27 protein-coding genes and 1 riboswitch are annotated in these 22235 nt (G+C 72.8%); of the genes, 16 read left to right on the top strand and 11 right to left on the bottom strand.

What is annotated here, in order from left to right; translation table 11 throughout:
• Positions 1–103 precede the first annotated feature (103 nt).
• The 3 genes from GA0070617_RS03230 to GA0070617_RS03240 all read left to right on the top strand — a co-directional run bounded on the left by GA0070617_RS03230 (position 104) and on the right by GA0070617_RS03240 (position 4640).
• Complete coding sequence (locus GA0070617_RS03230; RefSeq protein ID WP_091445825.1) at positions 104–1411, top strand: ABC transporter ATP-binding protein; 1308 nt, start codon at positions 104–106, stop codon at positions 1409–1411.
• Between the two features lie 98 nt (positions 1412–1509).
• Positions 1510–2268: a beta-phosphoglucomutase family hydrolase gene (locus GA0070617_RS03235; protein WP_091433771.1), complete on the top strand. Its 759-nt coding sequence runs from the start codon at positions 1510–1512 to the stop codon at positions 2266–2268.
• Complete coding sequence (locus GA0070617_RS03240; RefSeq protein ID WP_091433774.1) at positions 2265–4640, top strand: glycoside hydrolase family 65 protein; 2376 nt, start codon at positions 2265–2267, stop codon at positions 4638–4640. Before GA0070617_RS03235 ends, GA0070617_RS03240 begins: the two co-directional genes overlap by 4 nt.
• Positions 4641–4710: 70 nt before the next feature.
• On the opposite strand, the gene GA0070617_RS30335 is transcribed toward GA0070617_RS03240, so the two are convergent.
• Positions 4711–4875 carry a hypothetical protein gene (locus GA0070617_RS30335; protein WP_175440420.1) on the bottom strand — a complete coding sequence of 55 codons (165 nt, stop codon included), beginning with the start codon at positions 4873–4875 and terminating at the stop codon, positions 4711–4713.
• Positions 4876–5102: 227 nt separating this feature from the next.
• Here GA0070617_RS30335 and GA0070617_RS03245 point away from each other — a divergent pair, with 227 nt between their 5' ends.
• The 3 genes from GA0070617_RS03245 (at position 5103) to GA0070617_RS03255 (ending at position 7557) form a co-directional block, all read left to right on the top strand.
• Entirely contained in the window at positions 5103–5756 is a 654-nt protein-coding gene (locus tag GA0070617_RS03245) for a dienelactone hydrolase family protein (RefSeq protein ID WP_091433778.1), read from the top strand.
• 348 nt (positions 5757–6104) lie between these two features.
• Positions 6105–7313, top strand: coding sequence for a cytochrome P450 (locus GA0070617_RS03250; RefSeq protein WP_229688405.1), 1209 nt, complete (start codon positions 6105–6107; stop codon positions 7311–7313).
• 7 nt (positions 7314–7320) lie between these two features.
• A complete protein-coding gene (locus GA0070617_RS03255; RefSeq protein WP_091433785.1) occupies positions 7321–7557 on the top strand; it encodes a ferredoxin in 237 nt (78 codons plus the stop codon).
• A gap of 66 nt (positions 7558–7623) precedes the next feature.
• Here the strand turns inward: GA0070617_RS03255 and GA0070617_RS03260 are convergent, their stop codons facing one another.
• From GA0070617_RS03260 to GA0070617_RS03285, 6 genes are all read right to left on the bottom strand, one after another.
• Positions 7624–8034: a pyridoxamine 5'-phosphate oxidase family protein gene (locus GA0070617_RS03260; protein WP_091433788.1), complete on the bottom strand. Its 411-nt coding sequence runs from the start codon at positions 8032–8034 to the stop codon at positions 7624–7626.
• 7 nt (positions 8035–8041) lie between these two features.
• Entirely contained in the window at positions 8042–8359 is a 318-nt protein-coding gene (locus GA0070617_RS03265) for a DUF1232 domain-containing protein (protein WP_091433791.1), read from the bottom strand.
• A 119-nt stretch (positions 8360–8478) separates the two neighbouring features.
• Positions 8479–9273, bottom strand: a complete 795-nt coding sequence (locus GA0070617_RS03270; protein WP_091445826.1) for a hypothetical protein — start codon at positions 9271–9273, stop codon at positions 8479–8481.
• A gap of 209 nt (positions 9274–9482) precedes the next feature.
• The gene (locus tag GA0070617_RS03275; RefSeq protein WP_091433795.1) at positions 9483–9968 is read right to left on the bottom strand and encodes a hypothetical protein; all 486 of its coding nucleotides are present in this window, start codon (positions 9966–9968) and stop codon (positions 9483–9485) included.
• Positions 9969–10112: 144 nt separating this feature from the next.
• Complete coding sequence (locus tag GA0070617_RS03280; RefSeq protein ID WP_091433798.1) at positions 10113–10574, bottom strand: hypothetical protein; 462 nt, start codon at positions 10572–10574, stop codon at positions 10113–10115.
• Positions 10575–10675: 101 nt separating this feature from the next.
• Positions 10676–11017 (bottom strand): helix-turn-helix transcriptional regulator, encoded by a 342-nt coding sequence (locus tag GA0070617_RS03285; protein WP_091433801.1) that lies wholly within the window; start codon positions 11015–11017, stop codon positions 10676–10678.
• A 296-nt stretch (positions 11018–11313) separates the two neighbouring features.
• Between GA0070617_RS03285 and GA0070617_RS03290 the strand changes: the two genes are divergently transcribed.
• Positions 11314–11892 (top strand): carbonic anhydrase, encoded by a 579-nt coding sequence (locus tag GA0070617_RS03290; RefSeq protein WP_229688416.1) that lies wholly within the window; start codon positions 11314–11316, stop codon positions 11890–11892.
• A 76-nt stretch (positions 11893–11968) separates the two neighbouring features.
• Here GA0070617_RS03290 and GA0070617_RS03295 read toward each other — a convergent pair whose 3' ends face one another.
• From GA0070617_RS03295 to GA0070617_RS03305, 3 genes are all read right to left on the bottom strand, one after another.
• Positions 11969–12979 carry a coiled-coil domain-containing protein gene (locus GA0070617_RS03295; RefSeq protein WP_091433804.1) on the bottom strand — a complete coding sequence of 337 codons (1011 nt, stop codon included), beginning with the start codon at positions 12977–12979 and terminating at the stop codon, positions 11969–11971.
• Between the two features lie 4 nt (positions 12980–12983).
• Positions 12984–13114, bottom strand: a riboswitch (cyclic di-AMP (ydaO/yuaA leader).
• Between the two features lie 166 nt (positions 13115–13280).
• On the bottom strand, positions 13281–14654 hold the full coding sequence (locus tag GA0070617_RS03300) for a YibE/F family protein (RefSeq protein WP_091433805.1): 1374 nt from the start codon (positions 14652–14654) through the stop codon (positions 13281–13283).
• Between the two features lie 195 nt (positions 14655–14849).
• The gene (locus tag GA0070617_RS03305; protein WP_091433807.1) at positions 14850–15149 is read right to left on the bottom strand and encodes a metal-sensitive transcriptional regulator; all 300 of its coding nucleotides are present in this window, start codon (positions 15147–15149) and stop codon (positions 14850–14852) included.
• 118 nt (positions 15150–15267) lie between these two features.
• Here GA0070617_RS03305 and GA0070617_RS03310 point away from each other — a divergent pair, with 118 nt between their 5' ends.
• From GA0070617_RS03310 to GA0070617_RS31240, 6 genes are all read left to right on the top strand, one after another.
• Positions 15268–15477, top strand: a complete 210-nt coding sequence (locus GA0070617_RS03310; protein ID WP_091433809.1) for a heavy-metal-associated domain-containing protein — start codon at positions 15268–15270, stop codon at positions 15475–15477.
• Positions 15474–15647, top strand: coding sequence for a hypothetical protein (locus GA0070617_RS30340; RefSeq protein WP_175440421.1), 174 nt, complete (start codon positions 15474–15476; stop codon positions 15645–15647). The genes GA0070617_RS03310 and GA0070617_RS30340 overlap by 4 nt, the downstream gene beginning before the upstream one ends.
• Positions 15648–15659: 12 nt before the next feature.
• Positions 15660–18053, top strand: a complete 2394-nt coding sequence (locus GA0070617_RS03315; protein ID WP_091433812.1) for a heavy metal translocating P-type ATPase — start codon at positions 15660–15662, stop codon at positions 18051–18053.
• A gap of 99 nt (positions 18054–18152) precedes the next feature.
• Positions 18153–18326: a CsbD family protein gene (locus GA0070617_RS03320; protein WP_091433814.1), complete on the top strand. Its 174-nt coding sequence runs from the start codon at positions 18153–18155 to the stop codon at positions 18324–18326.
• A 38-nt stretch (positions 18327–18364) separates the two neighbouring features.
• On the top strand, positions 18365–18577 hold the full coding sequence (locus GA0070617_RS03325) for an alpha/beta hydrolase (RefSeq protein ID WP_268239701.1): 213 nt from the start codon (positions 18365–18367) through the stop codon (positions 18575–18577).
• Between the two features lie 240 nt (positions 18578–18817).
• Positions 18818–19681 (top strand): DUF3152 domain-containing protein, encoded by an 864-nt coding sequence (locus tag GA0070617_RS31240; protein WP_308472683.1) that lies wholly within the window; start codon positions 18818–18820, stop codon positions 19679–19681.
• A 182-nt stretch (positions 19682–19863) separates the two neighbouring features.
• On the opposite strand, the gene GA0070617_RS03335 is transcribed toward GA0070617_RS31240, so the two are convergent.
• A complete protein-coding gene (locus tag GA0070617_RS03335) occupies positions 19864–20616 on the bottom strand; it encodes a class I SAM-dependent methyltransferase (protein ID WP_091433818.1) in 753 nt (250 codons plus the stop codon).
• Between the two features lie 127 nt (positions 20617–20743).
• On the opposite strand from GA0070617_RS03335, the gene GA0070617_RS03340 reads away from it, so the two are divergent.
• From GA0070617_RS03340 to GA0070617_RS03350, 3 genes are read left to right on the top strand one after another with little or no spacing between them, the layout of a single operon-like run.
• The gene (locus GA0070617_RS03340; protein WP_091433819.1) at positions 20744–21085 is read left to right on the top strand and encodes an ArsR/SmtB family transcription factor; all 342 of its coding nucleotides are present in this window, start codon (positions 20744–20746) and stop codon (positions 21083–21085) included.
• A 7-nt stretch (positions 21086–21092) separates the two neighbouring features.
• Complete coding sequence (locus GA0070617_RS03345; RefSeq protein ID WP_091433821.1) at positions 21093–21587, top strand: SRPBCC family protein; 495 nt, start codon at positions 21093–21095, stop codon at positions 21585–21587.
• A 38-nt stretch (positions 21588–21625) separates the two neighbouring features.
• Positions 21626–22234 (top strand): dihydrofolate reductase family protein, encoded by a 609-nt coding sequence (locus tag GA0070617_RS03350; protein WP_091433824.1) that lies wholly within the window; start codon positions 21626–21628, stop codon positions 22232–22234.
• The last annotated feature ends 1 nt before the right edge of the window (position 22235 follow it).

Raw genomic sequence — 22235 nt, forward strand, 5'->3', positions numbered from 1 at the left:
AAACCTGTCACGAGTCGAACATGGCACGTTTACCCGATGTGCGAAGCCGATGATCCTGGTCACAGTCATTCGGACCCGACCGCGCTGCCTGGGGGAGGAGACGGTGACCACCGTCGCGCTGAAGGACGTCAGCAAGGTGTTCCGCAACGGGACGCTCGCGGTCGACAACGTCACCCTCGACGTGCACGACGGCGAGTTCATGGTGCTGCTCGGCCCCTCGGGGTGCGGCAAGTCGACGGTGCTGCGGATGATCGCCGGGCTGGAGGACCCGACCCGGGGCGCGGTGCTGCTCGACGGGGAGCTCGCCAACGACCTGCCACCGCAGGACCGCCGGATCGCCATGGTCTTCCAGGACTTCGCGCTCTACCCGCACATGACGGTGCGGGAGAACATCTCCTTCCCGCTGCGGCTGGCCGGGATCGAGCCGGCCCCGCGCGGCGAACGGGTCGCCGACGTGGCCAGCGCGCTGGGCATCGGTGACGTGCTGGGCCGCAAGCCGAGCCAGCTCTCCGGCGGGCAGCGGCAGCGGGTGGCGATGGGCCGGGCGATCGTCCGCCGGCCCGGGTTGTTCCTGATGGACGAGCCGTTGTCCAACCTGGACAGTGGGCTGCGCGCGGAACTCCGGGCCGAGATCTCCGCCCTCACCCGGGAGTTGGGCGTCACCACCATCTACGTCACCCACGACCAGGCCGAGGCGCTGACCATGGCCGACCGGGTGGCGATCATGCGGCGCGGTGTCCTGCAGGACGTCGGCACCCCGACCCAGGTGTACGGCCGACCGGCCACCCTCTACGTCGCGGCCTTCCTCGGCAGTCCCCGGATGAACCTGCTGGAGGCCTCGGTCTACGTCCACCTCGACCGGTACGTCCAGCTCAAGTTGGGTGAGCAGTCGCTCTACCTGCCCTGGACCGACATCCGCAGTCGGGCCGTGGCGCACTACCACGGTGAGCGGATCGTGGTGGGGATGCGCGCCGAGGCGTTGACCCCGGTGGTGCCCGACGACCCGGGCGACGTGCTGCGCGGGCGGATCCGGTACCTGGAGCACCACGGGCACGAGTCGCTGGCCTTCCTCGACATCGGGGCCACCGCGGTCGTGGTGGACGAGATGGGCGCCCCGGTCGAGGTGACCGAGCCCGGCCAGCGTGGGCTGCGTCGGCTCGGGCGGGTCGTGCAGCGGCTGGCCGGTCGGCCGGTGGAGCCGGCACCGCCGCCGGCACCGGCCACCGACCGGCGCGGCGGCAGCGTGCTCAGCGACCCCGGCCGGCACCACCGGCGGCCGGCGGAACTGGCCGTGCGTCTGGCCCCGTACCCGACGGTCACCGCCGGCCATCCGCTGACCGTCTCGGTACGCATGGACGCCCTGCACTTCTTCGACGAGCGGGGCGGCCGGATCGACATCGGTTGGCGTTGACCTGCATCGATGTGATTGTGGGTGGCTGCCACGACACCCCGGGTGATCGGGCTTCGATAGGCGTTTGCCGGGCCCGGCGGGTGGATAGTGTCGTAGCCGTGCTGGGCCTACCTGCTCATGTGACCGCCTGCCTCTTCGACCTGGACGGTGTGCTGACACAGACCGCCCTGGTGCACAACGCCGCCTGGAAGCAGACCTTCGACGCGTTCCTGCGCGCCCACTCGGCAGCCACCGGTGAGCCGTACCGGCCCTTCGATCCCGGGCCGGACTACCACCGCTACGTCGACGGGCGACCGCGTGCCGACGGGGTGCGTTCCTTCCTCGCCTCCCGGGGCATCGTGCTGCCCGACGGTGGCCCGGACGACCCGCCGGAGGCGGAGACCGTGTACGGCCTGGGCAACCGCAAGAACATCGTCCTCAAGGAGCGGATCCGCACCGACGGGGTGCAGGCGTACCCCGGCTCGGTGCGGTACCTGAAGGAGACCGTCGCCGCCGGGCTGCGCCGGGCGGTCGTCTCGGCCAGCGCCAACTGCCAGGAGGTGGTCGCCGCCGCCGGCCTGGCACCGCTGCTCGAAGCGCGGGTGGACGGGGTGGTCGCCCGCGCCGAGGGGCTGCGCGGCAAGCCGCACCCGGACACCTTCCTGGCCGGCGCGAAGCTGCTCGGGGTCGCCCCGGCCCACGCCGCCGTCTTCGAGGACGCCCTCGCCGGGGTCGCCGCCGGTCGGGCCGGCGGATTCGGTTACGTGATCGGCGTCGACCGGGGCGGTCAGGCCGACGAACTACGGGCCCACGGCGCCGACATCGTCGTCGACGACCTCGCCGACCTACTCGACGCCGATCGGGGTGACCAGCGATGATCCGTGAACGGGCCTATCCCGTCGAGCCGTGGCACGTCCGGGAGACCCGGCTGGACATGGACGTCCTCGCCCAGTCCGAGTCGGTCTTCGCGCTCTCCAACGGCCACGTCGGACTGCGCGGCAACCTGGACGAGGGCGAGCCGCACGGCCTGCCCGGGACGTACCTCAACTCCTTCTACGAGCTGCGGCCCCTGCCGTACGCCGAGGCGGGCTTCGGCTTCCCGGAGTCCGGCCAGACCATCGTCAACGTGACCAACGGCAAGCTGATCCGGCTGCTGGTCGACGACGAGCCCCTCGACGTGCGCTACGGCGAACTCCTCGACCACGAGCGCATCCTCGACCTGCGAGCCGGCACCCTGCACCGCCGGCTGCACTGGCGTTCGCCGGCCGGCCGGGAGGTCAGGGTACGCAGCACCCGGTTGGTCTCCTTCACCCAACGCTCGGTCGCCGCGATCAGCTACGAGGTCGAGGCGGTGGACGGCCCGCTGCGGCTGATCCTCCAGTCGGAGCTGGTGGCCAACGAGTCGCTGCCGCCGCAGAGCCGGGACCCACGGGTCGCCGCGGTGCTGGAGTCACCGCTGCTGGCCGAGGAGGAGCTGACCACCGGCGACGGCGGGCTGCTCATCCACCGGACCAAGGTCTCCGGCCTGCGGGTCGCCGCCGCGATGGACCACGAGGTGTCCGGTCCGACGCGCACCACCGTCGAGTCCGAGGGGTACGAGGACTGGGTGCGTACCACCGTGGGGTGCGTGCTGGCCCCCGGCGAGACGCTGCGGGTGGTCAAGTACCTCACCTACGGCTGGTCCAGCCGGCGCTCCCTGCCGGCGCTGCGCGACCAGGTGGGCGCGGCCCTCGCGGCGGCGAAACTGGACGGCTGGGACGGGCTGCGCCGGGCCCAGCGGGAGTACCTCGACGAGTTCTGGGACGCCGCCGACGTGGTGGTCGAGGGGGACCCGGAGGTGCAGCAGGCGGTCCGGTTCGGCATGTTCCACGTGCTGCAGGCCGGCGCCCGCGCCGAACGCCGACCCATCTCCGCGAAGGGACTCACCGGTCCCGGGTACGACGGCCACGCGTTCTGGGACACCGAGATGTTCGTGTTGCCGGTGCTCACCTACACCCAACCGAGCGCGGTCCGGGACGCGTTGTTCTGGCGGCACTCCACTCTCGACCAGGCCCAGGACCGGGCCCGTACGCTGAACCTGCACGGCGCGGCGTTCCCCTGGCGCACCATCGAGGGGGCCGAGTCGTCGGCGTACTGGCCGGCCGGGACGGCGGCCTTCCACATCGCCGCCGACGTGGCCGACGCGCTGCGCCGGTACGTCCTGGTCACCGGCGACGAGCAGCTGGAACGGGAGATCGGCCTGGAGCTGCTGGTGGAGACCGCCCGGCTCTGGCGTTCGCTTGGCCACCACGACCGGCAGGGCAACTTCCACATCGACGGGGTGACCGGCCCGGACGAGTACACGGCGGTCAAGAACGACAACATCTACACCAACCTGATGGCCCAGCGGAACCTGGCCACCGCCGCCGACGCGGCCATGCGGCTGCACGACGAGGCGCTCGCCCTCGGGGTCACCGAGGAGGAGGCGGCCGGCTGGCGGGACGCGGCAGAGTCGATGTCGCTGCCGTACGACCCGGAGATGGCCGTCCACGAGCAGGTGGAGGGCTTCACCCGGCTCCAGGAGTGGGACTTCGAGCACACCCCGGGGGAGAAGTACCCGCTGCTGCTGCACTACCCGTACTTCGACCTGTACCGCAAACAGGTGGTCAAGCAGGCCGACCTGGTGCTGGCGATGCACTGGCGGGGTGACGCCTTCACCGGCGAGCAGAAGGCCCGCAACTTCGCGTACTACGAGCGCCGGACGGTACGCGACTCGTCGCTGTCCGCCTGCACCCAGGCGGTGCTCGCGGCCGAGGTGGGCCAGCCCGAACTGGCGCACAGCTACCTGCGCGAGGCAGCGCTGATGGACCTGCACGACCTCAACGAGAACACCCGCGACGGGGTGCACATGGCGTCGTTGGCCGGGGCCTGGATCGCGCTGGTGTCCGGCTTCGGTGGGCTGCGGGACCACGACGGCTCGCTGTCCTTCGCTCCCCGGCTGCCCAGTCGGCTCACCCGGCTGGAGTTCTCCCTGCAGTGGCGGTCCATGCGGCTGCGGGTGGACGTCCGACCGCACCACACGACGTACGCGCTGCGCAACGGTGGGCCGGACACCGTGCTGGAGCTACGGCACCACGACGAGACCGTCACGGTAACCTGCGCCCAGCCGACCACGCTGCCCAACCCGCCGGCCGAGCCGAGCGGCCCCAACCCGGAGCAGCCCGCCGGCCGGGCACCCCTGATGCACCCGCCGCCCGTACCGGACAAGTGACCTGAGAGGTCCCGGCCCGCTCGGGCCCGCTCGGGACGTCCCGGCCCGCTCGGGTCCCGGGCGGGCCGGGTCAGCGGTCGCCGGTGGAGGGGGTGCCGGTGGCGTCACGGGGTGCCCGCGCCCGCGGGTCGTCGGCGGTGCGGGCCCGCGCGGCCTCGTCCGCCCAGTCCCGCTCCTTGTCCGGTTCGCTCCGGTCCGGCCCGCTCTGCCGGGACTTTTCGGATCGCTCGCCCATGGTGGTCCTCCGCCCGCCTCGCGTCGACTTCCGACGCCCGCCGGCTACCCGTCGGCGTAGCCGACAAACGGCCTGCCCGACCGCGGTGGCCGAGCCGTGGTGACCGTCTACGCGGGCCGGCCGGCGATGCGGGCCGGCGGTGTCGGGCCGGCCGGCGGTGTCGGACCCGCCGGGGCGGGTAAGCGGGACGGCCGGTGCCGGTGCCGGCGAGGGCGGGGAGGTCGCAGATGGAGACACTCAGCAGCGCGGTGACGATCCCGGTGGCCGGAGCTGCCCTCGCGGCCGATCTGGTGGTGCCCGCCGAGGCCAACGGCGTGGTGCTGTTCGCCCACGGCAGCGGCAGCTCCCGGCACAGCCCGCGCAACACCTCGGTGGCCCGGGTGCTGCACCGGCGGTCGCTCGGCACCGTCCTGGTCGACCTGCTCACCCCGCAGGAGGAGCGGGTGGACGCCCGGACCGCCGAACTCCGCTTCGACATCGGTCTGCTGGCCGACCGGCTGACCGCGATCGTGGACTGGCTGCGCGCCGCCTCGGGGGTCACCGCCCTGCCGCTGGGGCTCTTCGGCGCCAGCACCGGGGCCGCCGCCGCCCTGGTCGCCGCAGCGGCCCGGACCGACCAGGTGGGTGCGGTGGTCTCCCGGGGCGGACGGCCGGACCTGGCCGGCAGAGCCCTGTCCCAGGTACGCGCACCGACGCTGCTGCTGGTCGGTGGCGCGGACGAGCAGGTGCTCACCCTCAACGAGGAGGCCCTGGGCCAGCTGCCCGACGGGGTGGGTGAGCTGCGGGTGGTACCCGGCGCGACCCACCTGTTCGAAGAGCCCGGCGCCCTCGACGAGGTGGCCGACCAGACCGCCGGGTGGTTCGCCAACCGACTGCACTGAGCGCCGCGGCACCGCGACCTTTCCCAGCAGGTACATCCCGGCCGCGATCACCACCAGGCAGGCGCTCCACAGCACCGCCGTGCGGACCAGCCACGGCAACGCCGCCCAGCTCTGACGGGGCCCGGTGGTTGCCGCCCCGGGTGTCCGCCCGGATTCGTCAGGTGTCACGTCGGTCCTCCTCGGTCGCCGGGCAGTCCGTTACCCGTGGTACGTCACTCCGACACCCGGGGGTGGTGGCGATCGACAACTCTCGCTACCATCCGCAATCATGGCATAACTCACCGTCCAGTCATGATCCCCGGACCGGCGTCGCCCTGGCGTGGCGCCGGAAACGACAGGGAGTCCTCGTTGACCGCTGCGACCCACGCGACGATCCCGCCCCGCTATCCCTTCAGCGCCCCGGACCGCCTCACCCTGGATCCGCGCTACGCCCAGCTGCGCCGGGACGAGCCACTGATCCGGGTACGTCTGCCCTTCGGCGAGCCGGTGTGGTTGGCCACCCGGCACGCCGACGTCAAGACGGTGCTCGGCGACGCCCGGTTCAGCCGGGCCGCCGCCGAAGGGCGCGACGAACCGCGCAACACCGAGCGACAGGTGCAGACCGGCATCCTCGGCCTGGACCCGCCGGAGCACACCCGGCTGCGGCGACTGGCGGCGAAGGCGTTCACCGCCCGTCGGGTGGAGCAGCTGCGCCCCCGTACCCGGGCGGTGGCGCACGAGTTGGTGGACGGCCTGATCGCCGCCGGTGCCCCGGCGGACCTGGTCGAGCACGTCGCCACACCGCTGCCGATCCGGGTCATCTGCGACCTGCTCGGGGTGCCGGTGACCGACCAGGACAGGTTCCACACCTGGGCGGAGGCGATCGTCTCGACCACCTCGCTCAGCGACGAGCAGGCCCAGCGGTACCTGGACAACCTCTTCGAGTACATCGGAGGTCTGATCGCCCAGCGCCGCCGCGACCCGGCCGACGACCTGCTCACCGCGATGGTGGAGGCCCGCGACGCCGACGCCGACCGGCTCACCGAGGAGGAGGTGGTGCGGCTCGCCGCCGGCCTGCTCGCCGCCGGCCACGAGACCACCGTCACCCAGATCCCCAACTTCGTGTACGTGCTGCTCACCGAGGCCGGTGCCTGGGCGCGGCTGTGCCGTGAACCGGAGCTGCTGCCGGGCGCGGTGGAGGAGCTGATGCGGTTCGTGCCGCTGGGCGCGACCGCCGGCTTCCCCCGGTACGCGCTGGAGGACGTCACCGTCGGCGGGGTGCTGGTACGCGCCGGCGAACCGGTGATCGTCTCCATCGCCTCGGCCAACCGCGACGAGCGGGTCTTCGCCGATCCGGACACCCTGGACCTGTCCCGGGAGACCAACCCGCACGTCGGGTTCGGTCACGGGGTGCACCACTGCATTGGCGCCCAACTGGCCCGGATGGAGCTTCAGGTGGTGCTCGAAACACTTGCCCAACGGCTGCCGGGACTCCGGTTGGGGGTGCCCGAGGCGGAGCTGAGCTGGAAGAGCGGGCTGCTGGTCCGGGGCCTGACCGCGCTACCGGTCAGCTGGTAGGGCGGGCATGGCGACGACGGAGCACGGCTGGCGGATCGAGGTCGACGCCCTTCGCTGCATCGGCGCCGGGATCTGCGCCGGTGTCGCACCGGGCCACTTCGCGCTCACCGACGGGCTGTCCCAGCCGCTTACCGACCGGATCGAGCCGGACGACGCGGTCCGGGACGCCGCCGACTCCTGCCCGATGGAGGCGATCACCGTCTCCGACGCGGCAACCGGCAGCCAGATCGCACCGGACCTCTGACCGCCGGCACCCGGCTGTGCCGGGCCCGGCCGCGGCTGGGGTGGGCGCGGCTGAGGGTGGGCGCGGTCAGAGACTGCCCAGCAGCCGGGTCACGGTGATCTCGATGACCACCCGGTCGGGGTTCGGTCGTGGCGGACGGTACCGCTCGGTGTAGCGGCGCTCCGCCTCCCGTACCGCGGCCGGGTCGGTCCGGACCACCGCGCGGCCCTCGATGGTCAGCCACCGTCGGCCGTCGACGTGGCAGACCGCCACCGCCGTGCCGGGCGCGGCGGCGACGAGCCGGGCCTTGCGCGAGGTGCGTGAGGTGATCACCCGGGCCAGCCCGGCTCCGGCGTCGAAGGTCACCCCGACCGGTACGACGTGCGGCGTGCCGTCCGGCCGCACGGTGGTCAGCGTGGCGAGATGGCGTTCCCCGCAGAACCGGGCGACCCGGTCGTCCCGCGGGTCCAACCGGTGGTCGACCGGGGCTCGTGACATGCCCCGATCATGACACGGGCCGGTGCTCCGGCGCGGTGACCGCCGGCCTGCCGGCGACCCGCCGGCGGTGCGCCAACCGGGTCAGGTAGATCAGGGCCGCCGCGAGCACCCCCATGTCGTCCAGGTAGATCGGGTCCGGCAACAGGTCGACCGGCAGGACGGTGTAGGCAAGCGCCCCGTAGAAGGCGACCCGGCCACCGGCGCCCAGGCTGCCGAGCATGCGTCGGGTCCGGATCACCCGGACGGCCAGCACCACGGCACCGGTGAGGGTCGCGAGGGCCACGACGGCGCCGGCGACGACGAGCAGCCAGGTCTCCTGGGACATGGCTAGACGCTAACCCACCGTCGGGGCGTACGCCGCTTCCCTCGGCGGCCGGGGCGCGTGGCGCGTCCGCCAGGCCCGCCGAGGCGGCCAGGAGCTTGCCCCGGGACATCCGGGCCGGATCAGAAGGCGGGCACCGCGGCGCGTCCCCGGGCCACCGGTGCGGCCGGCAGCACCGGCGCGGTGACCTCCACCGGGTCGACACCGGGCAGGAGCGAGTGCTCCGACTCCGGGGCCGGCTCGGTCGCGGCGAAGGCCTCCTGCCGCAGGCTGCCGGCGGCGGCGACCGCCAGCTCGGCGGCCTGCCAGGCGGCCCGCTCCCGCTCCTGCGCCGTCCGGTGCCGCTCCTGCAGGTTCGCCAGCACCGCCCGCCGCAGGAACAGCTCCTGCTCGACCGGGTGCCGCCGTGGGTCCCAACCGTTGCGGTGCGCGAAGACGTCACTGAGCTGCTCCACCGACAGCTCCCGACGCCAGTACGCGTCCAGGGCGGTCCGGTGCAGGAAACGCTCGCGGTCGGCGTACTCGGCCGGGGTCCGGACGGTACGCGGCAGCGGCAGCGCGGCGGCTACCGAGAGCCGCTGGACGTCCGCCTCGACGTCCTGGTACGCCTGCCAGGCGGCCTCCACCTCGTCCTGGGCGGCGAGCCACTCGGCCCGGTGGCGCTGGGCGGTGGTGACCGCCCGTTCGGCGGCCACCGCCACCTCGGCCGCGTACCGTTCCCGGTCGCGGTCCTCCTCGGCCCGTTCCAGGGTGCTCGGCAGGGCGGCCTCGCGGATCCGGCGGGCGACGTCGACGCCGACGCCACCCGGGCGGAGCACCAGCACGGCGACGGTGGTCGCCACCACGGCGATCAGGGCCAACCAGATGGCGGCGGCCTGTGGCACGTCGATCAGTACGGCGGAGAGGACGGTCTGCATCACCAACACCTCGTGATGGTCGAAGGAGGAACTGCCGATCGGGGTGCCCGGGTGCGCTGGGGTCGAACCGCTCGCGGCCGGGCCGGGCACGAGGGGTACGGCACCGACGGATCGTCGCGGGTGGGCCGACGGTGGGCGCAGCGGCGGCTGCGGGGGCCAACCGGGACGGGTGCCGGTGCGGCCGGCCGCCGGTCGGCGGCGTCGGCCGGTCAGGCCAGCGGGGGACCGCGCCGGGCGGGCAGACCCCGGACCGGCTCCGCCGCGGGCACCCGCACGGGCACCGGCACCACGGCCGGGGCGGTGCCGTCGACCCGGGGGGACGACGGCTGCTGCGGGAGGGCCACCTCGGTGACCCGATCCAGGCCCGGGGAGTCCGACCGCGACTGTGCCCCGCCGTCGACCGCGAGGTGGTCGACGGGTCCGGTGCGGCTGTGGACCGGGCCGCGGTGGCCGGTCCCGAAGGGACCGTCGAGCACGAGGCGGCTGTCGGTCACGAGGCGGCCGTCGAGCACGAGGCGGCTGTCGGGCGCGGTGGCGCTGCCGGACCCGGCGGGTGCGGCGGACGCGGGCGGACCGGAGAGCGCGAGGGCCGCGCCACCGAGGCCGAGGGTGAGCACCAGGAGGGTCACCGCCAGGCGGGTCAGCTCCCGCAGCGTCACCGGCCACAGGGGGCGGGTGGACGTCACGGGCGGCATCCCACCAACCTAGCGCCCCGGCCCGGCCGGGACCAACCACGTGACCGGACCCATTCACTCCCTTGTGGACGCCGGCACCGGATGGCCCTTTGTCGACCGAGGTGGACGTACCTGGTGGGTCGGCCCGCACCCCGGGGTACGCCGTCAGTTACGACCGTGGGGTTGCCGTGGCCCGGAGGCGCCCAGTTGCTGATCGGTGGCAGCCGGCCGGGTGGCGGTGGTCGGCGGTGTCTGTCCAGGGTCCGGCGCGGCGGCCGACCGAAGGGCGGCGATCTCCGCGGTCGGTGCGGACGGCGACTTCCGAGCGATGAGCTTGTCGATGTGTGCGTCCGTGCCGAACGAGCCGACGTCGATCGCACCCACCCGCAGGTAGTTGTTGATCAGATCCTGGGTCTGCGGGGGGCAGGCCGGCGGGTAGGAGCCATGGTTCAGGACGTTCTTGATCGCGGTGTCCGGGTGGAGCGTCGTCCCGTCCGCGCTGGTGGCCGAGGCGGGCAGGGGCTTCTTCCAGTTCGCGGGTTCATCCAGGTGCTTCATGATGAACTCGCCGAGGTTCTTCCAGTACGTCGCCGGAGACGCCGGGTTGCTGTCCGCTTTTCGTGGCATGGCAGGCACGACGGGCAACCGGGGTTCCGGGTTCAGCCGCGGTGCCGACTTGTTCGGTGACCGGCGGTGAGGCTGGTCACCCGGTGGCGGTCCGGATCCGGTCAGGAGGGCGGGGCGGCGGGGGTGGATCGGGGTGCGGCATCGGCGGTGAAGAGGGCGAGCAGGTCACCCACCTGGCGGTCCGCCTCGGCCGGGTGCCGGAAGTGGCCGTCCGGATTGACGGTGTACTCGTTGCGCCGGCCCACCCGGGTGCGCCGCAGGTAGCCGCCGGCCTCCAGGTCGGCGACGATCGCCTGGGCGGCGCGCTCGGTGACCCCTACCTCGTGGGCGACGTCCCGGAGCCGGGCGGTGGGGTTACGCGCGATGGCGAGCAGGACGTGCGCGTGGTTGGTGAGGAAGGTCCAGTGCCGGGTGCTCCCGCTTCCGCGTGGTGTCGTCGCCATGTCCGTCAAGATACGACCAGCCTTCACGATCGTCGTTCGCGAGCCGGTCGACGTGAACCGTCGTCCCGACACCTGAAATGCATATCACGTATAGCTTGACGTGTCTTGCGCTGCGTGTGAACGTGGTGGCGGACCGCGTCCGTGGCGGACGGGGTCGACCGGTCACCTTCCGAAGGGTGAGGACGTTGATCTCCACTCCGTCGACCGGGTCGCAGTCGGACCCGGAGCTTCCTCCCGCCCAGCCGCCGTCGGCACAGCCCGATCCGCCGCAGACCCCGGAACAGGCGCTCGCCGAGCTGTACGCGGGCAACCGCAGGTTCGTCACCGGTACGCCGCGGCACCCCAACCAGGACGTCGGACACCGCACCGCGGTCGCCGGTGAACAGCACCCCTTCGCGGTCATCGTCGGGTGCTCCGACTCCCGGCTCGCCGCCGAGATCATTTTCGACCGTGGGCTGGGTGACCTCTTCGTCGTGCGGACCGCCGGCCACACCACCGGGCCCGAGGTGCTGGGCAGCGTCGAGTACGCGGTGACGGTCCTCGGCACGCCGCTGGTGGTGGTGCTGGGGCACGACTCGTGCGGTGCCGTGCAGGCGGCCGCGACGGCGGTCAGCACCGGGGCCCGGCCGCCGGGACATCTCGGCGCGGTGGTCGACGCGGTGGTGCCCAGCCTGCGCCGGGCCGCCGCCCAGGGAGTCGACGACCCGGCCCGGATCATCGACATCCACATCGCCCAGACCGTCGAGGAGCTGTTGGGCAACTCGGCCGTGCTGGCCGCCGAGGTGGCCGCTGGCCGCTGCACCGTGGTCGGCATGTCCTACCAGCTGGCCGCCGGAGAGGTGCGGACGGTGGCCGCCGCCCCGGCCGCCGGCTGACCCCGCCCACACCGGTCAGGACAGGCGAACGGGCCGCCCCCGCGTGGGGGACGGCCCGTTCGGTGTCTCGGGGTGGTCAGAGCAGCGAGACGTGTACGTGGTCGGTGTGGTTCGACGGTCCGCTGTAGGAGCTCCAGCCGGTGGCCGGGAACCAGATCTGCCGGTTCCAGATGACGTAGTAGATGCCCAGCCGGTCGGCGTTGCGTACCAGGAACGCGGTCAGGTTGTTGCCGTACATCCGGGTGTCGTTGTTGTGCCAGGGCGCGAAGCCGCTGTTCTGCAGCGACCAGTCACAGGCCCGGCCCTTGGGGTGCTCCCACGGGCCACCGGGGCGGTAGCAGCCGACGAACCGGTCGAAGCCGGCCCGCTTGACCTCCTTGTACATGTGCAGCGTGCGCGCCGTGATGCAACCGGAGGTGGTGGGGTCGTTCTCGGTACAGCTCATCGGGCGCCAGTTGCCGTTGGCGTCGCGGCCCGGGGCGATCTTGGCCACCGGTGACGTGGCCACCACCAGGCCCCCGGTCAGGCCGGTGCCGCCGACGAGGGCGAGCGACTTCTCCGCCTCCCGCTTCTGCTTGGCCATCACCGAGGCCTGCTTCTGCTGCTCGCGTACCTCGGCGTCCAGGGCCTGCTTGGCCTGATCGGCCTTGTCCTTGACCGTCTGCACCTCGGCCAGCTTTCGGGCGTTGACCATGTTCAGCTCGTCGAGCGCCTGGGCCCGCTGGACGAACGAGTCCGGCGCGTTGCTCTCCAGCAGCATGGCCATCCCGCCGATCCGGCCGCTGCGGTACGACTGGGCGGCGATCCGACCGACCTGCGGGGCCAGCTCGTCCAGCTCGTTCTGGGCGCGGCGCACCTCCATGTCGAGCTGCAGCTGCCGCTTCTTGGACTTCTCCAGCTTGGACTTGGCCTGGGTGTAGCTGCGGTTGGTCGTCTCGATGACGTCGTTGAGCAGCTTCGAGTCGCCGTCCTCGTGCCCCGAGGGCTGGGCGGGCTGAGCCATGGCCGGCAGCGGGCCGGAGAAGATGGCCAGTGCGGTGAGCACGGCCGCCGCCGGCGTCAACCAGCGGCGTAGGAGTGCCGTCACAGTCGTCCCTTCCGTCGGCCGCCGACCGGGTTAGCTGACGGGTTCGGGACGGAAGTGGCCCCTACCGCTGGTGCGGATTCACCCCATGTACCTGGTTCCCCGGCTCGCCGTTCGGCGATTGGGCGGCGGTACCGCTGGCGCGGGTGCGCGCCTTCGGCGGTGACCGGCAGCGAGGTTACCCGAGAGTCGGCGCTGGGATCTACGTCCGGATGCCGACTCAACGCGTAATTTCTCCGCGATGTCGCGTGACCAGTGATGTGCTTCTCATCAATGGAGTCGTCGGCGGTCACGCTGAGGAGTGTCACCATGCGGTGTCGGTGCTCCTTTCTTGGTCGGGCCACCTCGCGGGGGCGTCGGGGGACTGACTGGCGGCCCGGGGTGCGCTCAGTGCCTGGAGCGCGTCGTCCCGCGGTGCGGGCGGGCGGGCCGAGCCGGTGCCGCCACCAGGCGGGGTGGGGGCTCCGGCGGTGGTGGCGGCCCGGTCGGTGGCGGTGCCCCGACCGGCGGCGGTCACCAGCGCGGCGAGCGCGGTGGTGAGCGGTACGGCGGCGATCAGCCCGAGCGTGGCGACCGCGCTACGGACGATCTCCTGGGCCAGGAACTCGCTGGTCAGCACCTGACTGACCGGTCGGGAGTCGGCGACCAGCAGAAGCAGCAGAGGCAACGACGCGCCCGCGTACGCCAACACGATGGTGTTGACGACGGACGCGATGTGCGCCCGGCCGACCCGGGTGGCCGACCGGTAGAGCTGGAGCCGGGACAGTCCCGGGTTCGCGTGGGCCAGTTCGGTGACCGTGGCGGCCTGGGTGACCGTGACGTCGTCCAGCACCCCGAGGGAACCGATGATGATCCCGGCGAGCAGCAGCCCGTGCAGGTCGACGTTGCCCTGGAACATCGACAGGGTGGTGGCCTCCTCGGTGCCGTACCCGGTCAGGTGGGTGGCGGCGGTGGCCGCGCTGCCGAGCAGACCGGTGACCACCAGGCTGCCCAGCGTGCCGAGCACGGCCACCGAGGTCTGGGCGCTGATGCCGTGGGTGAGGTACAGCACCACGAACATGATCAGTGCGGCGCCGACCACCGCGACCAGCAGCGGTGACCGGCCGGCGCTGATGCCGGGCAGCACGAAGGTGAGCAGGATGGCGAAGCTCGCCACCAGGCCACCGAGCGCGGCCAGGCCGCGCCACCGGCCGAAGGCCACGATCGCGGCAGCGAAGAGGACGGCCAACCAGATCAGCGGCTTGCCCCGCTGGTGCTCGGCGATGTTGTAGCTGCTCGACTCGGGGTCGGCCGGATCGGTCAACTCCACCAGGACGATCTCGTCACCGACGGCGATGGTCGGCGCCCCCGGACCGTCCGGGATCGGCGTCTCGACCTGCTGCCCCTCGTCGGGTCCCTGCTCGACCCGGACGGTGGCGGTGCCGCACGGGCCCTCGGGGGCGGACGCGGGGCCCTCCGGGGTCGGCGCGGCAGGTGGGCACGCCTCGGTCACCACCCGGGTCACCGTGCCGTGGTACCGGGGCACGTCCCCGCCCCCGTCGACCTGCGGTGCCCGGTCCGGCCAGAGGATCAGCGCGGCGACCAGGGTGACGAGGAAGAGCGGCACCACGGTCGCGACGAGGACCCGCCGTACCCCCGGCGGGGTGGGCGGGGCGGGACGGCTGTGGTCGGCACCCATCTGCGACTCTCTCCAAACGATCCACGACGGATTACGTGTCGCCGCGCCGGTCGGTTCACTCGGCCGGCACACCGGTCCGGTTCGCGGCGTTGCGTGCCGGAGTGGTCACGGACTGCGAACCGGGGGCGGCGGTGGGACCCGGATGCCCGTCGCGGGAATGGTAGCCACTCGGCCGACGGGTGCGGAGGTTGTGGGTCAGCCGCGCTTCATCAGCCGGCCGACGGCGGCCATCATCTCGGTGGCCATCTCGTCGGCGTGCCCCTCGGCGGCGCCCTCCTGCATGCAGTGCCGGGCGTGCCCGTCCAGCAGGCCGAGAGCGACCTTGTCCAGGGCGGCCTGGATCGCCGAGATCTGGGTCAGCACGTCGATGCAGTAACGGTCCTCGTCCACCATCTTCTCGATGCCCCGGACCTGACCCTCGACCCGGCGCAGCCGAGCGAGAAGCTGGTCCTTGCTGGCGGTGTAGCCCCGGGTGGGGGGCGTCGAAGTGGTCATGTTCGCCAGGGTACGCCCTACCCCCGGCGGGTATTCCAGGACAAATTACCCCTACCCGGTAGTGGTTGAGATACCCCCCATGGGTATATGGTGGGCTCCGGTCGAGAGGAGTACGGACATGGTCACCGACATCTACCAGGTGCAGGGCATGACCTGCGGGCACTGCGTGCAGGCGGTGAGCGCCGAGGTCGGCGCGCTGGCCGGGGTCGACGAGGTCCAGGTGGACCTGGCAAGTGGTCAGGTCACCGTCACCAGTGCGGAGCCGCTGGACCCGGCCGCCGTCCGGGCCGCCGTCGACGAGGCCGGTTACGACCTCGTGGACCGGTGAACACGGCGGCCAGGCTGGCCGGGTTCCTGCTCGGCCTCGTGGTGGTCTTCGGTGCGGCGTACGGGGTCGGCCAGGCGGTCGGCCCCCGCACCCCCGGCACCCCACCCCCGGCCAGCCCCAGCCTCAGCCCTTCGGGTTCACCCGGCGTGCCGGGTCACGGGCACAACTGACGGGAGCGGAGTGTGACCACCACCGGCAAGCCCCTGGAGTCGGCACCCCACCGGATCGAACTGGCCATCGGCGGGATGACCTGCGCCTCCTGTGCCGCCCGGATCGAGAAGAAGCTGAACCGGATGGACGGGGTCACCGCCACGGTCAACTACGCCACCGAGAAGGCCACTGTCGACTACGGCGCGGCGACCACCCCGGACGACCTGATCGCCACGGTGCGCAGGACCGGCTACACCGCCGCCCTGCCGCCCCCGCCGGCCCCCGCCGCCGAGCCGACCGGCACCGGCCCGACCGCCGCAGGATCGACCGCCGCCGCCGCTGGGCCGGCCGATCCGGTGCGTACCCGGTTCTGGGTGTCGGTGCTGCTCAGCGTCCCGGTGGTGGTGCTGGCGATGGTGCCGGCCTGGCAGTTCACCTACTGGCAGTGGCTGTCGTTGGTGCTGGCCGCACCGGTGGTGGTCTACGGCGGAGCGCCGTTCCACCGGGCCGCCTGGGTCAACCTGCGCCACGGCGCGGCGACCATGGACACCCTGGTCTCGCTGGGCACCCTGGCCGCGTTCGGCTGGTCGGTCTGGGCGCTCTTCCTCGGCACCGCCGGCGAGCCGGGCATGACCCACCCGTTCAGCCTGGCCATCTCCCGCACCGACGGCGCCGGCAACATCTACCTGGAGGCGGCGGCCGGGGTGACCACGTTCATCCTGGCCGGCCGCTACTTCGAGGCGCGGGCCAAGCGGACCGCCGGGGCGGCGCTGCGCGCCCTGCTGGAGCTGGGTGCCAAGGACGTCGCCGTGCTGCGTGCCGGGGTGGAGACCCGGGTGCCGGTGGGCCAGCTGGTGGTGGGTGACCGGTTCGTCGTCCGCCCCGGCGAGAAGATCGCCACCGACGGCGTGGTCGACGAGGGCACCTCCGCCGTCGACGCGAGCATGCTCACCGGTGAGTCCGTACCGGTGGAGGTCGGCCCCGGTTCGGCCGTGGTCGGTGCGACGGTCAACGCGGGCGGCCGGCTGGTGGTCACCGTCACCCGGGTCGGCGCGGACACCCAGCTCGCTCAGATGGCCCGGCTGGTGGAGCAGGCCCAGACCGGCAAGGCGGCCGTGCAGCGGCTCGCCGACCGGATCTCCGGCGTCTTCGTACCGATCGTGATCGCACTCGCCGTCGGCACCCTCGGCTGGTGGCTCGGCGTCGGCGCCGGACCGGCGGCGGCCTTCACCGCCGCGGTGGCGGTGTTGATCATCGCCTGTCCCTGCGCGCTCGGCCTGGCCACGCCGACCGCTCTGCTGGTCGGTACCGGCCGGGGCGCGCAACTCGGCATCCTGATCAAGGGGCCGGAGGTGCTGGAGTCGACCCGACAGGTCGACACCGTGGTGCTGGACAAGACCGGCACCGTCACCACCGGCCGGATGACGCTGGTGGATGTCGTACCCGCCGCCGACCAGGACCGCGCCGAATTGCTGCGGCTGGCCGGCGCCGTGGAGGCCGCCAGCGAGCACCCGATCGCCCGCGCCATCGCCACCGCCGCCGAGCGGTCCACCGCCCCGGAGCCCGCCGCAGCGGCCGAGCAGCCCACCGCCGAGGGTTCCGCCCCGGCCGCCGAGCAGCCCACCGCTGCGGTTCCCACCGCGGCGGCCGTCGGGAAGCCGGGGCCGGCCGGGTTGCCGCCGGTCAGCGGGTTCGCCAACGTCGAGGGGCTCGGTGTCACCGGGACGGTGGAGCGGCGGCAGGTGCTGGTCGGTCGGCTCCGGTTGGTGCGCGAGCGCGAGGTCGACGTACCGGTGGAGGTGCGGCGGGCGGTGACCGAGGCGGAGGCCGGCGGCCGGACGGCGGTGGTGGCGGCCTGGGACGGCCGGGCCCGGGGCGTCCTCGTGGTGGCCGACGTGGTCAAGCCCACCAGTCGGGCCGCGATCGACCGGCTGCGGGCGATGGGCCTGCGGCCGGTCCTGCTCACCGGGGACAACGCCACCGTCGCCCGGGCCACCGCGGCCGAGGTGGGCATCGACGAGGTGATCGCCGAGGTGCTGCCGGCCGGCAAGGTCGAGGTGGTCGAGCGGCTGCAGGGCGAGGGCCGGGTGGTGGCCATGGTCGGTGACGGGATCAACGACGCCGCCGCGCTCGCCCGGGCCGACCTGGGCCTGGCCATGGGTACGGGCACCGACGTGGCCATCGAGGCGAGCGACCTGACCCTGGTCCGGGGTGACCTGACCGCCGTACCCGAGGCGATCCGGCTTGCCCGGCACACCCTGCGGATCATCCGGCAGAACCTGTTCTGGGCCTTCGCCTACAACGTGGCCGCCCTGCCACTGGCCGCCGCCGGCCTGCTGAATCCCATGATCGCCGGCGCCGCGATGGCCTTCTCCTCGGTCTTCGTGGTGGCCAACAGCCTGCGCCTGCGTGCCTTCACGCCCTGACCTGCCGACAAAAGTGTGCCGGCCGGGGGTTGGCGGCCGGCACCGAGGGTAAATCAGAGCCAACAGCGATGGCTTTGATGACGGTAGGAGTTGATAACGATGGGTTTCGACGACAAGGTTGACAACACTGGTCAGAACGTGGCTGGCAAGGTCAAGGAGGGCGCCGGTCGCGCCACCGACAACGAGCGCCTGGAGGCCGAGGGTCGCAGCGACCAGACCGGCGCCAAGCTCAAGCAGGCCGGCGAGAAGATCAAGGACGCCTTCAAGAGCTGAGCCAGCCCCAGGAGTACGCGCACCACTGTGCCGGGTCGATCACATCGACCCGGCACAGTGCTAACGTCGCCCGGCAGCTCGGTCGGCACGGAGTCCTGGCCACGTACGACGGGTGGGGACACGGCGTCTACACCCGTGGCTGGCAGGACCCCGACACCCAGGGCTGCATGACGACCGTGATCGACACCTACCTGATCACCACCACCCCACCCACCCACGACACCCACTGCCCCGCCATCGAGCCGCGTTGAGATCGTGGACGGTTTCCGCCCGTGGGACCGTCCACGATCTGTTCGGTGCCGGGGTCGTTAAACCTTTTGCTGGTGGGGTCCGTCCTTATGGGTATGGGTGTGGGGGCGGCAGGGCGGCGTGGTGGCGGGCGACAGCGGGCGGCCACAGGGCGGCGCGGTAGCGGGCTGGAGCGGGCGGCGGGGTTGCCCCGGTCGCACCGGCGGCGGCGTCGCAGGGCCGGTGGGCTGCCGGTGGCGGTGGTGGCGGCGCTCGTCCTGGTCACCGGTGGGGTCTGGACGGCGGACAACGGCGGGTTCGACGCGTTGCTTGTCGACGGGGTCGCCACCGGCCGCCCGGTGGCCGGGGCCGCCGCTGATCCGGCCGGCGCGGTCGGCAACCCGGTCCGTACGGCGGCGACCGCCCCTCCGGAACCCACCCGGGCCAGCCAACCGGGGCCCACCTCGGGCGCGACGGCTGCGACCAGCCAACCGGTACCTGGCACCCCACCCGGGAGCGACCAGGCCGGCATCAGTTTCCCGCAGCGGGGCACCGAGCGGTGGAGCTTCGCCACCGTCCGGGGCGAGGTTGCCGGCAACGCCGGTGAGCTGCTGCGTTACCGGGTCGCGGTCGAGGATGGCATCACCAACCTCGATGTGGAACTGTTCGGCCGGGAGGTCGCCACGATCCTCGCCGACGAGCGGGGTTGGACCGCCGACGGGCGGTGGCGGCTGCAGCGGGTCGGCGCGGGCAGCGCTGCCGACTTCACCATCCACCTGGCCACCCCGGTCACCCGCAGCCGGCTCTGCGGCGACCTCACCGACCGCTACACCTCCTGCCGCAACGGCGACCGGGTGGTACTCAACGTGGCCCGCTGGGTCAACGGGGTGCCGCACTTCGGCGACGACCTGGAGACCTACCGGCGATATCTGGTCAACCACGAGGTGGGGCACCGGCTCGGGCGCGGCCACGAGTTGTGCCCGCGCGCCGGCGGGCCGGCCCCGGTGATGCAGCAGCAGACGTTGGGGCTGCACGGCTGCCTCCCCAACGCCTGGCCCCAGGTCGCCGGCCGGCAGCTCACCGGCCCCTCCGGCCAGTACGACGACCCGATCCCGAGCGGAAGCTGACCCCCGGCCTGGCCTCGGCGGCCCGGCCTGGCCTCGGCGGCCCGGCCTGGCCTCGGCGGCCCGGCCTGGCCTCGGCGGCCCGGCCTGGCCTCGGCGGCCCGGCCTGGCCCCGGCGGCCCGGCCCGGCGCCGGCGCTGCCGTTGTGGAACCGGCGGAAGCTGACCCCGCCCGGCGTGGGTCGGTCAGGCCAGCGCCGCCACGGCGGCGTCGGTGCCGCCGCGCCAGAGCGTGCCGACCTCGCCGAAGCCGGCCGCGCGCAGGGCGTCCAGGTGCCAGGTCGCCGGGGGCAGCCATTCCTGGCGGTGCTCGGCGGGGTAGATCCGCTGGCGTTGCTCGGCCAACGGGCCGAGGGTGGGATCGGCCGCGACGTGGGCCCACCAGTCCGGCCAGGAGAGCACGGCACCGGCCTGGTACCGGGTCGCGCGGCGGCTGGTGGCCCAGTCGGCCAGCCGCTCGGAGAGGGTGGGCAGGCCGTCGTCGGGCATGTGGTCGGCGTTGACGAAGAGCCCGCCGGGGCGCAGGATCTGGCGGATCTCGGCGTACAGGGCGGTCACCCGGTCCGGGGGCAGCCAGTGCAGGGCGGTGGCGGTGAAGACCGCGTCGTACCCGGAGTGGGGTAGTGCGCTCGACCACCGCGGGTCCCGCAGGTCGGCGCGGACGACGGTGGCCCGCCCGGCCAGCGACGCCTCGGCGATGCCGAGCAGGACCGGGTCGATGTCGGCGAGGGTCAGTTGGGCCTGCGGGAGGCGGGCCAGGGCGCGCAGGCTGATCGAGCCGGTGCCACCGGCCAGGTCGAGCAGGCGTGGGGTGGCGGAGTCGGCGACGGCCTCGACCGCGTCGAGGAGCGTGGCGAAGCGGTGCTCGCGGTCCGGCATGAACGCTTCCTGCTGCCGATCCCAACTCTCCTGCCAGGCGGTTGCTTCGTAAGGAGTCACGAGTCCGAAGGTAGTTACATCGGGGGGTCAAGTCCAGGGCTTGTTGCAAAGTGTTGGCAATTGCTCCGGCCTGCTCGCCGCCGGGGGTGCTTGCGTCCCGGGCCGACCCTCGCTAACGTACAACCGCATGGTTGTAGGTGAGCTGGGCGAGGCGGAGGTCGACCGCATCTTCCACGCCCTGGCCGACGCCACCCGGCGCGACATCGTCAACCGGGTGCTGCACACCGGACAGTCGGTGTCGGCGCTCGCCCGGCACTACCCGATGAGCTTCGCCGCGGTGCAGAAGCACGTCGCGGTGCTGGAGCGGGCGGCGCTCGTTACCAAGGAGAGGCGCGGAAGGGAGCAGGTCGTGCACGGCAACCCGGAGGCCCTACGCAAGGCGGCCCACCTGCTTCAGGCGTACGAGCGGATCTGGCGCGACCGGGTGCACGGCATCGACCAGATCCTGAACGAGGACCAGGAAAGGTGACAATCTCATGCCCGTGGTGAGTTCACACCGCGACGAACAGGCGCTGACGCTGACGGTCGTCTCCGAGTTCGCCGCCAGCGTCGAGCGCGTCTGGCAGGTCTGGCAGGACCCGCGCCAACTGGAACGCTGGTGGGGCCCGCCCGGCTGGCCGGCGACCTTCGACCGGCACGACTTCACCGTCGGCGGCCAGTCCCGCTACCACATGACCGGCCCGCAGGGGGAGAAGTCCCGCGGCTGGTGGACGATCACCGCGATCGAGGCGCCGTACCGGCTGGAGTTCGACGACGGCTTCGCCGACGACGACGGTGAACCGGTGGCCACCGACGTGCCCACCCACGCCAGCGTCACCCTGACCGCGACCGGGTCGGGCACCCGGATGACGAGTGTCACCCGCTTCGTCAGCCTCGAACAGCTCGAACACGTCCTCGCCATGGGGGCCGAGGAGGGCTTCCGGCAGGCGCTCGGGCAGATCGACGACCTGTTGGCCGCCGCGGCGCGCTGAACCGCGCCCCGGCATCTGGAATCGGAGGGATCCACCCGGTGAGAAAACTGATCGTGAGTACGTTCCTGACCCTCGACGGGGTCATGCAGGCACCCGGCGGGCCGGGTGAGGACGACGACGGCAGCTTCGCCCACGGTGGTTGGTCGGTCAACTACTGGGACGACACGATGAACGAGGCGATGGGGGCGGCGATGGGCAAGCCCTTCGACCTGCTCCTCGGCCGTCGGACCTACGACATCTTCGCCGCGCACTGGCCGCACGCCCCGGAGGACGAGGCCAAACCGCTGAACGACGCCACCAAGTACGTCGTGTCGCGGGGCCGGCCGTCGCTCGCCTGGCGCAACTCCGTACTGGTCGAGGGGGAGGCCGCCGCCGGGATCACGGCGCTCAAGCAGACCGACGGGCCGGAGCTGCAGGTACACGGCAGCGGGGACCTGATCCAGACCCTGCTGCGCCACCAGCTCGTCGACGAGTACTTCCTGTGGATCTTTCCGGTCGTGGTCGGTGCGGGCAAACGCCTCTTCGCCGGGGGCACCGTGCCCGCCGGGCTGAACCTCGTCGACAGCACGGTCTCCAGCACCGGCGTGCTGATCGGCAGGTACGTGCCGGCGGGCGAGATCGTCACCGGCTCGTTCGAGCTGCCGTGAC

The organism is Micromonospora yangpuensis (assembly GCF_900091615.1).
Taxonomy (GTDB): Bacteria; Actinomycetota; Actinomycetes; order Mycobacteriales; family Micromonosporaceae; genus Micromonospora; species Micromonospora yangpuensis.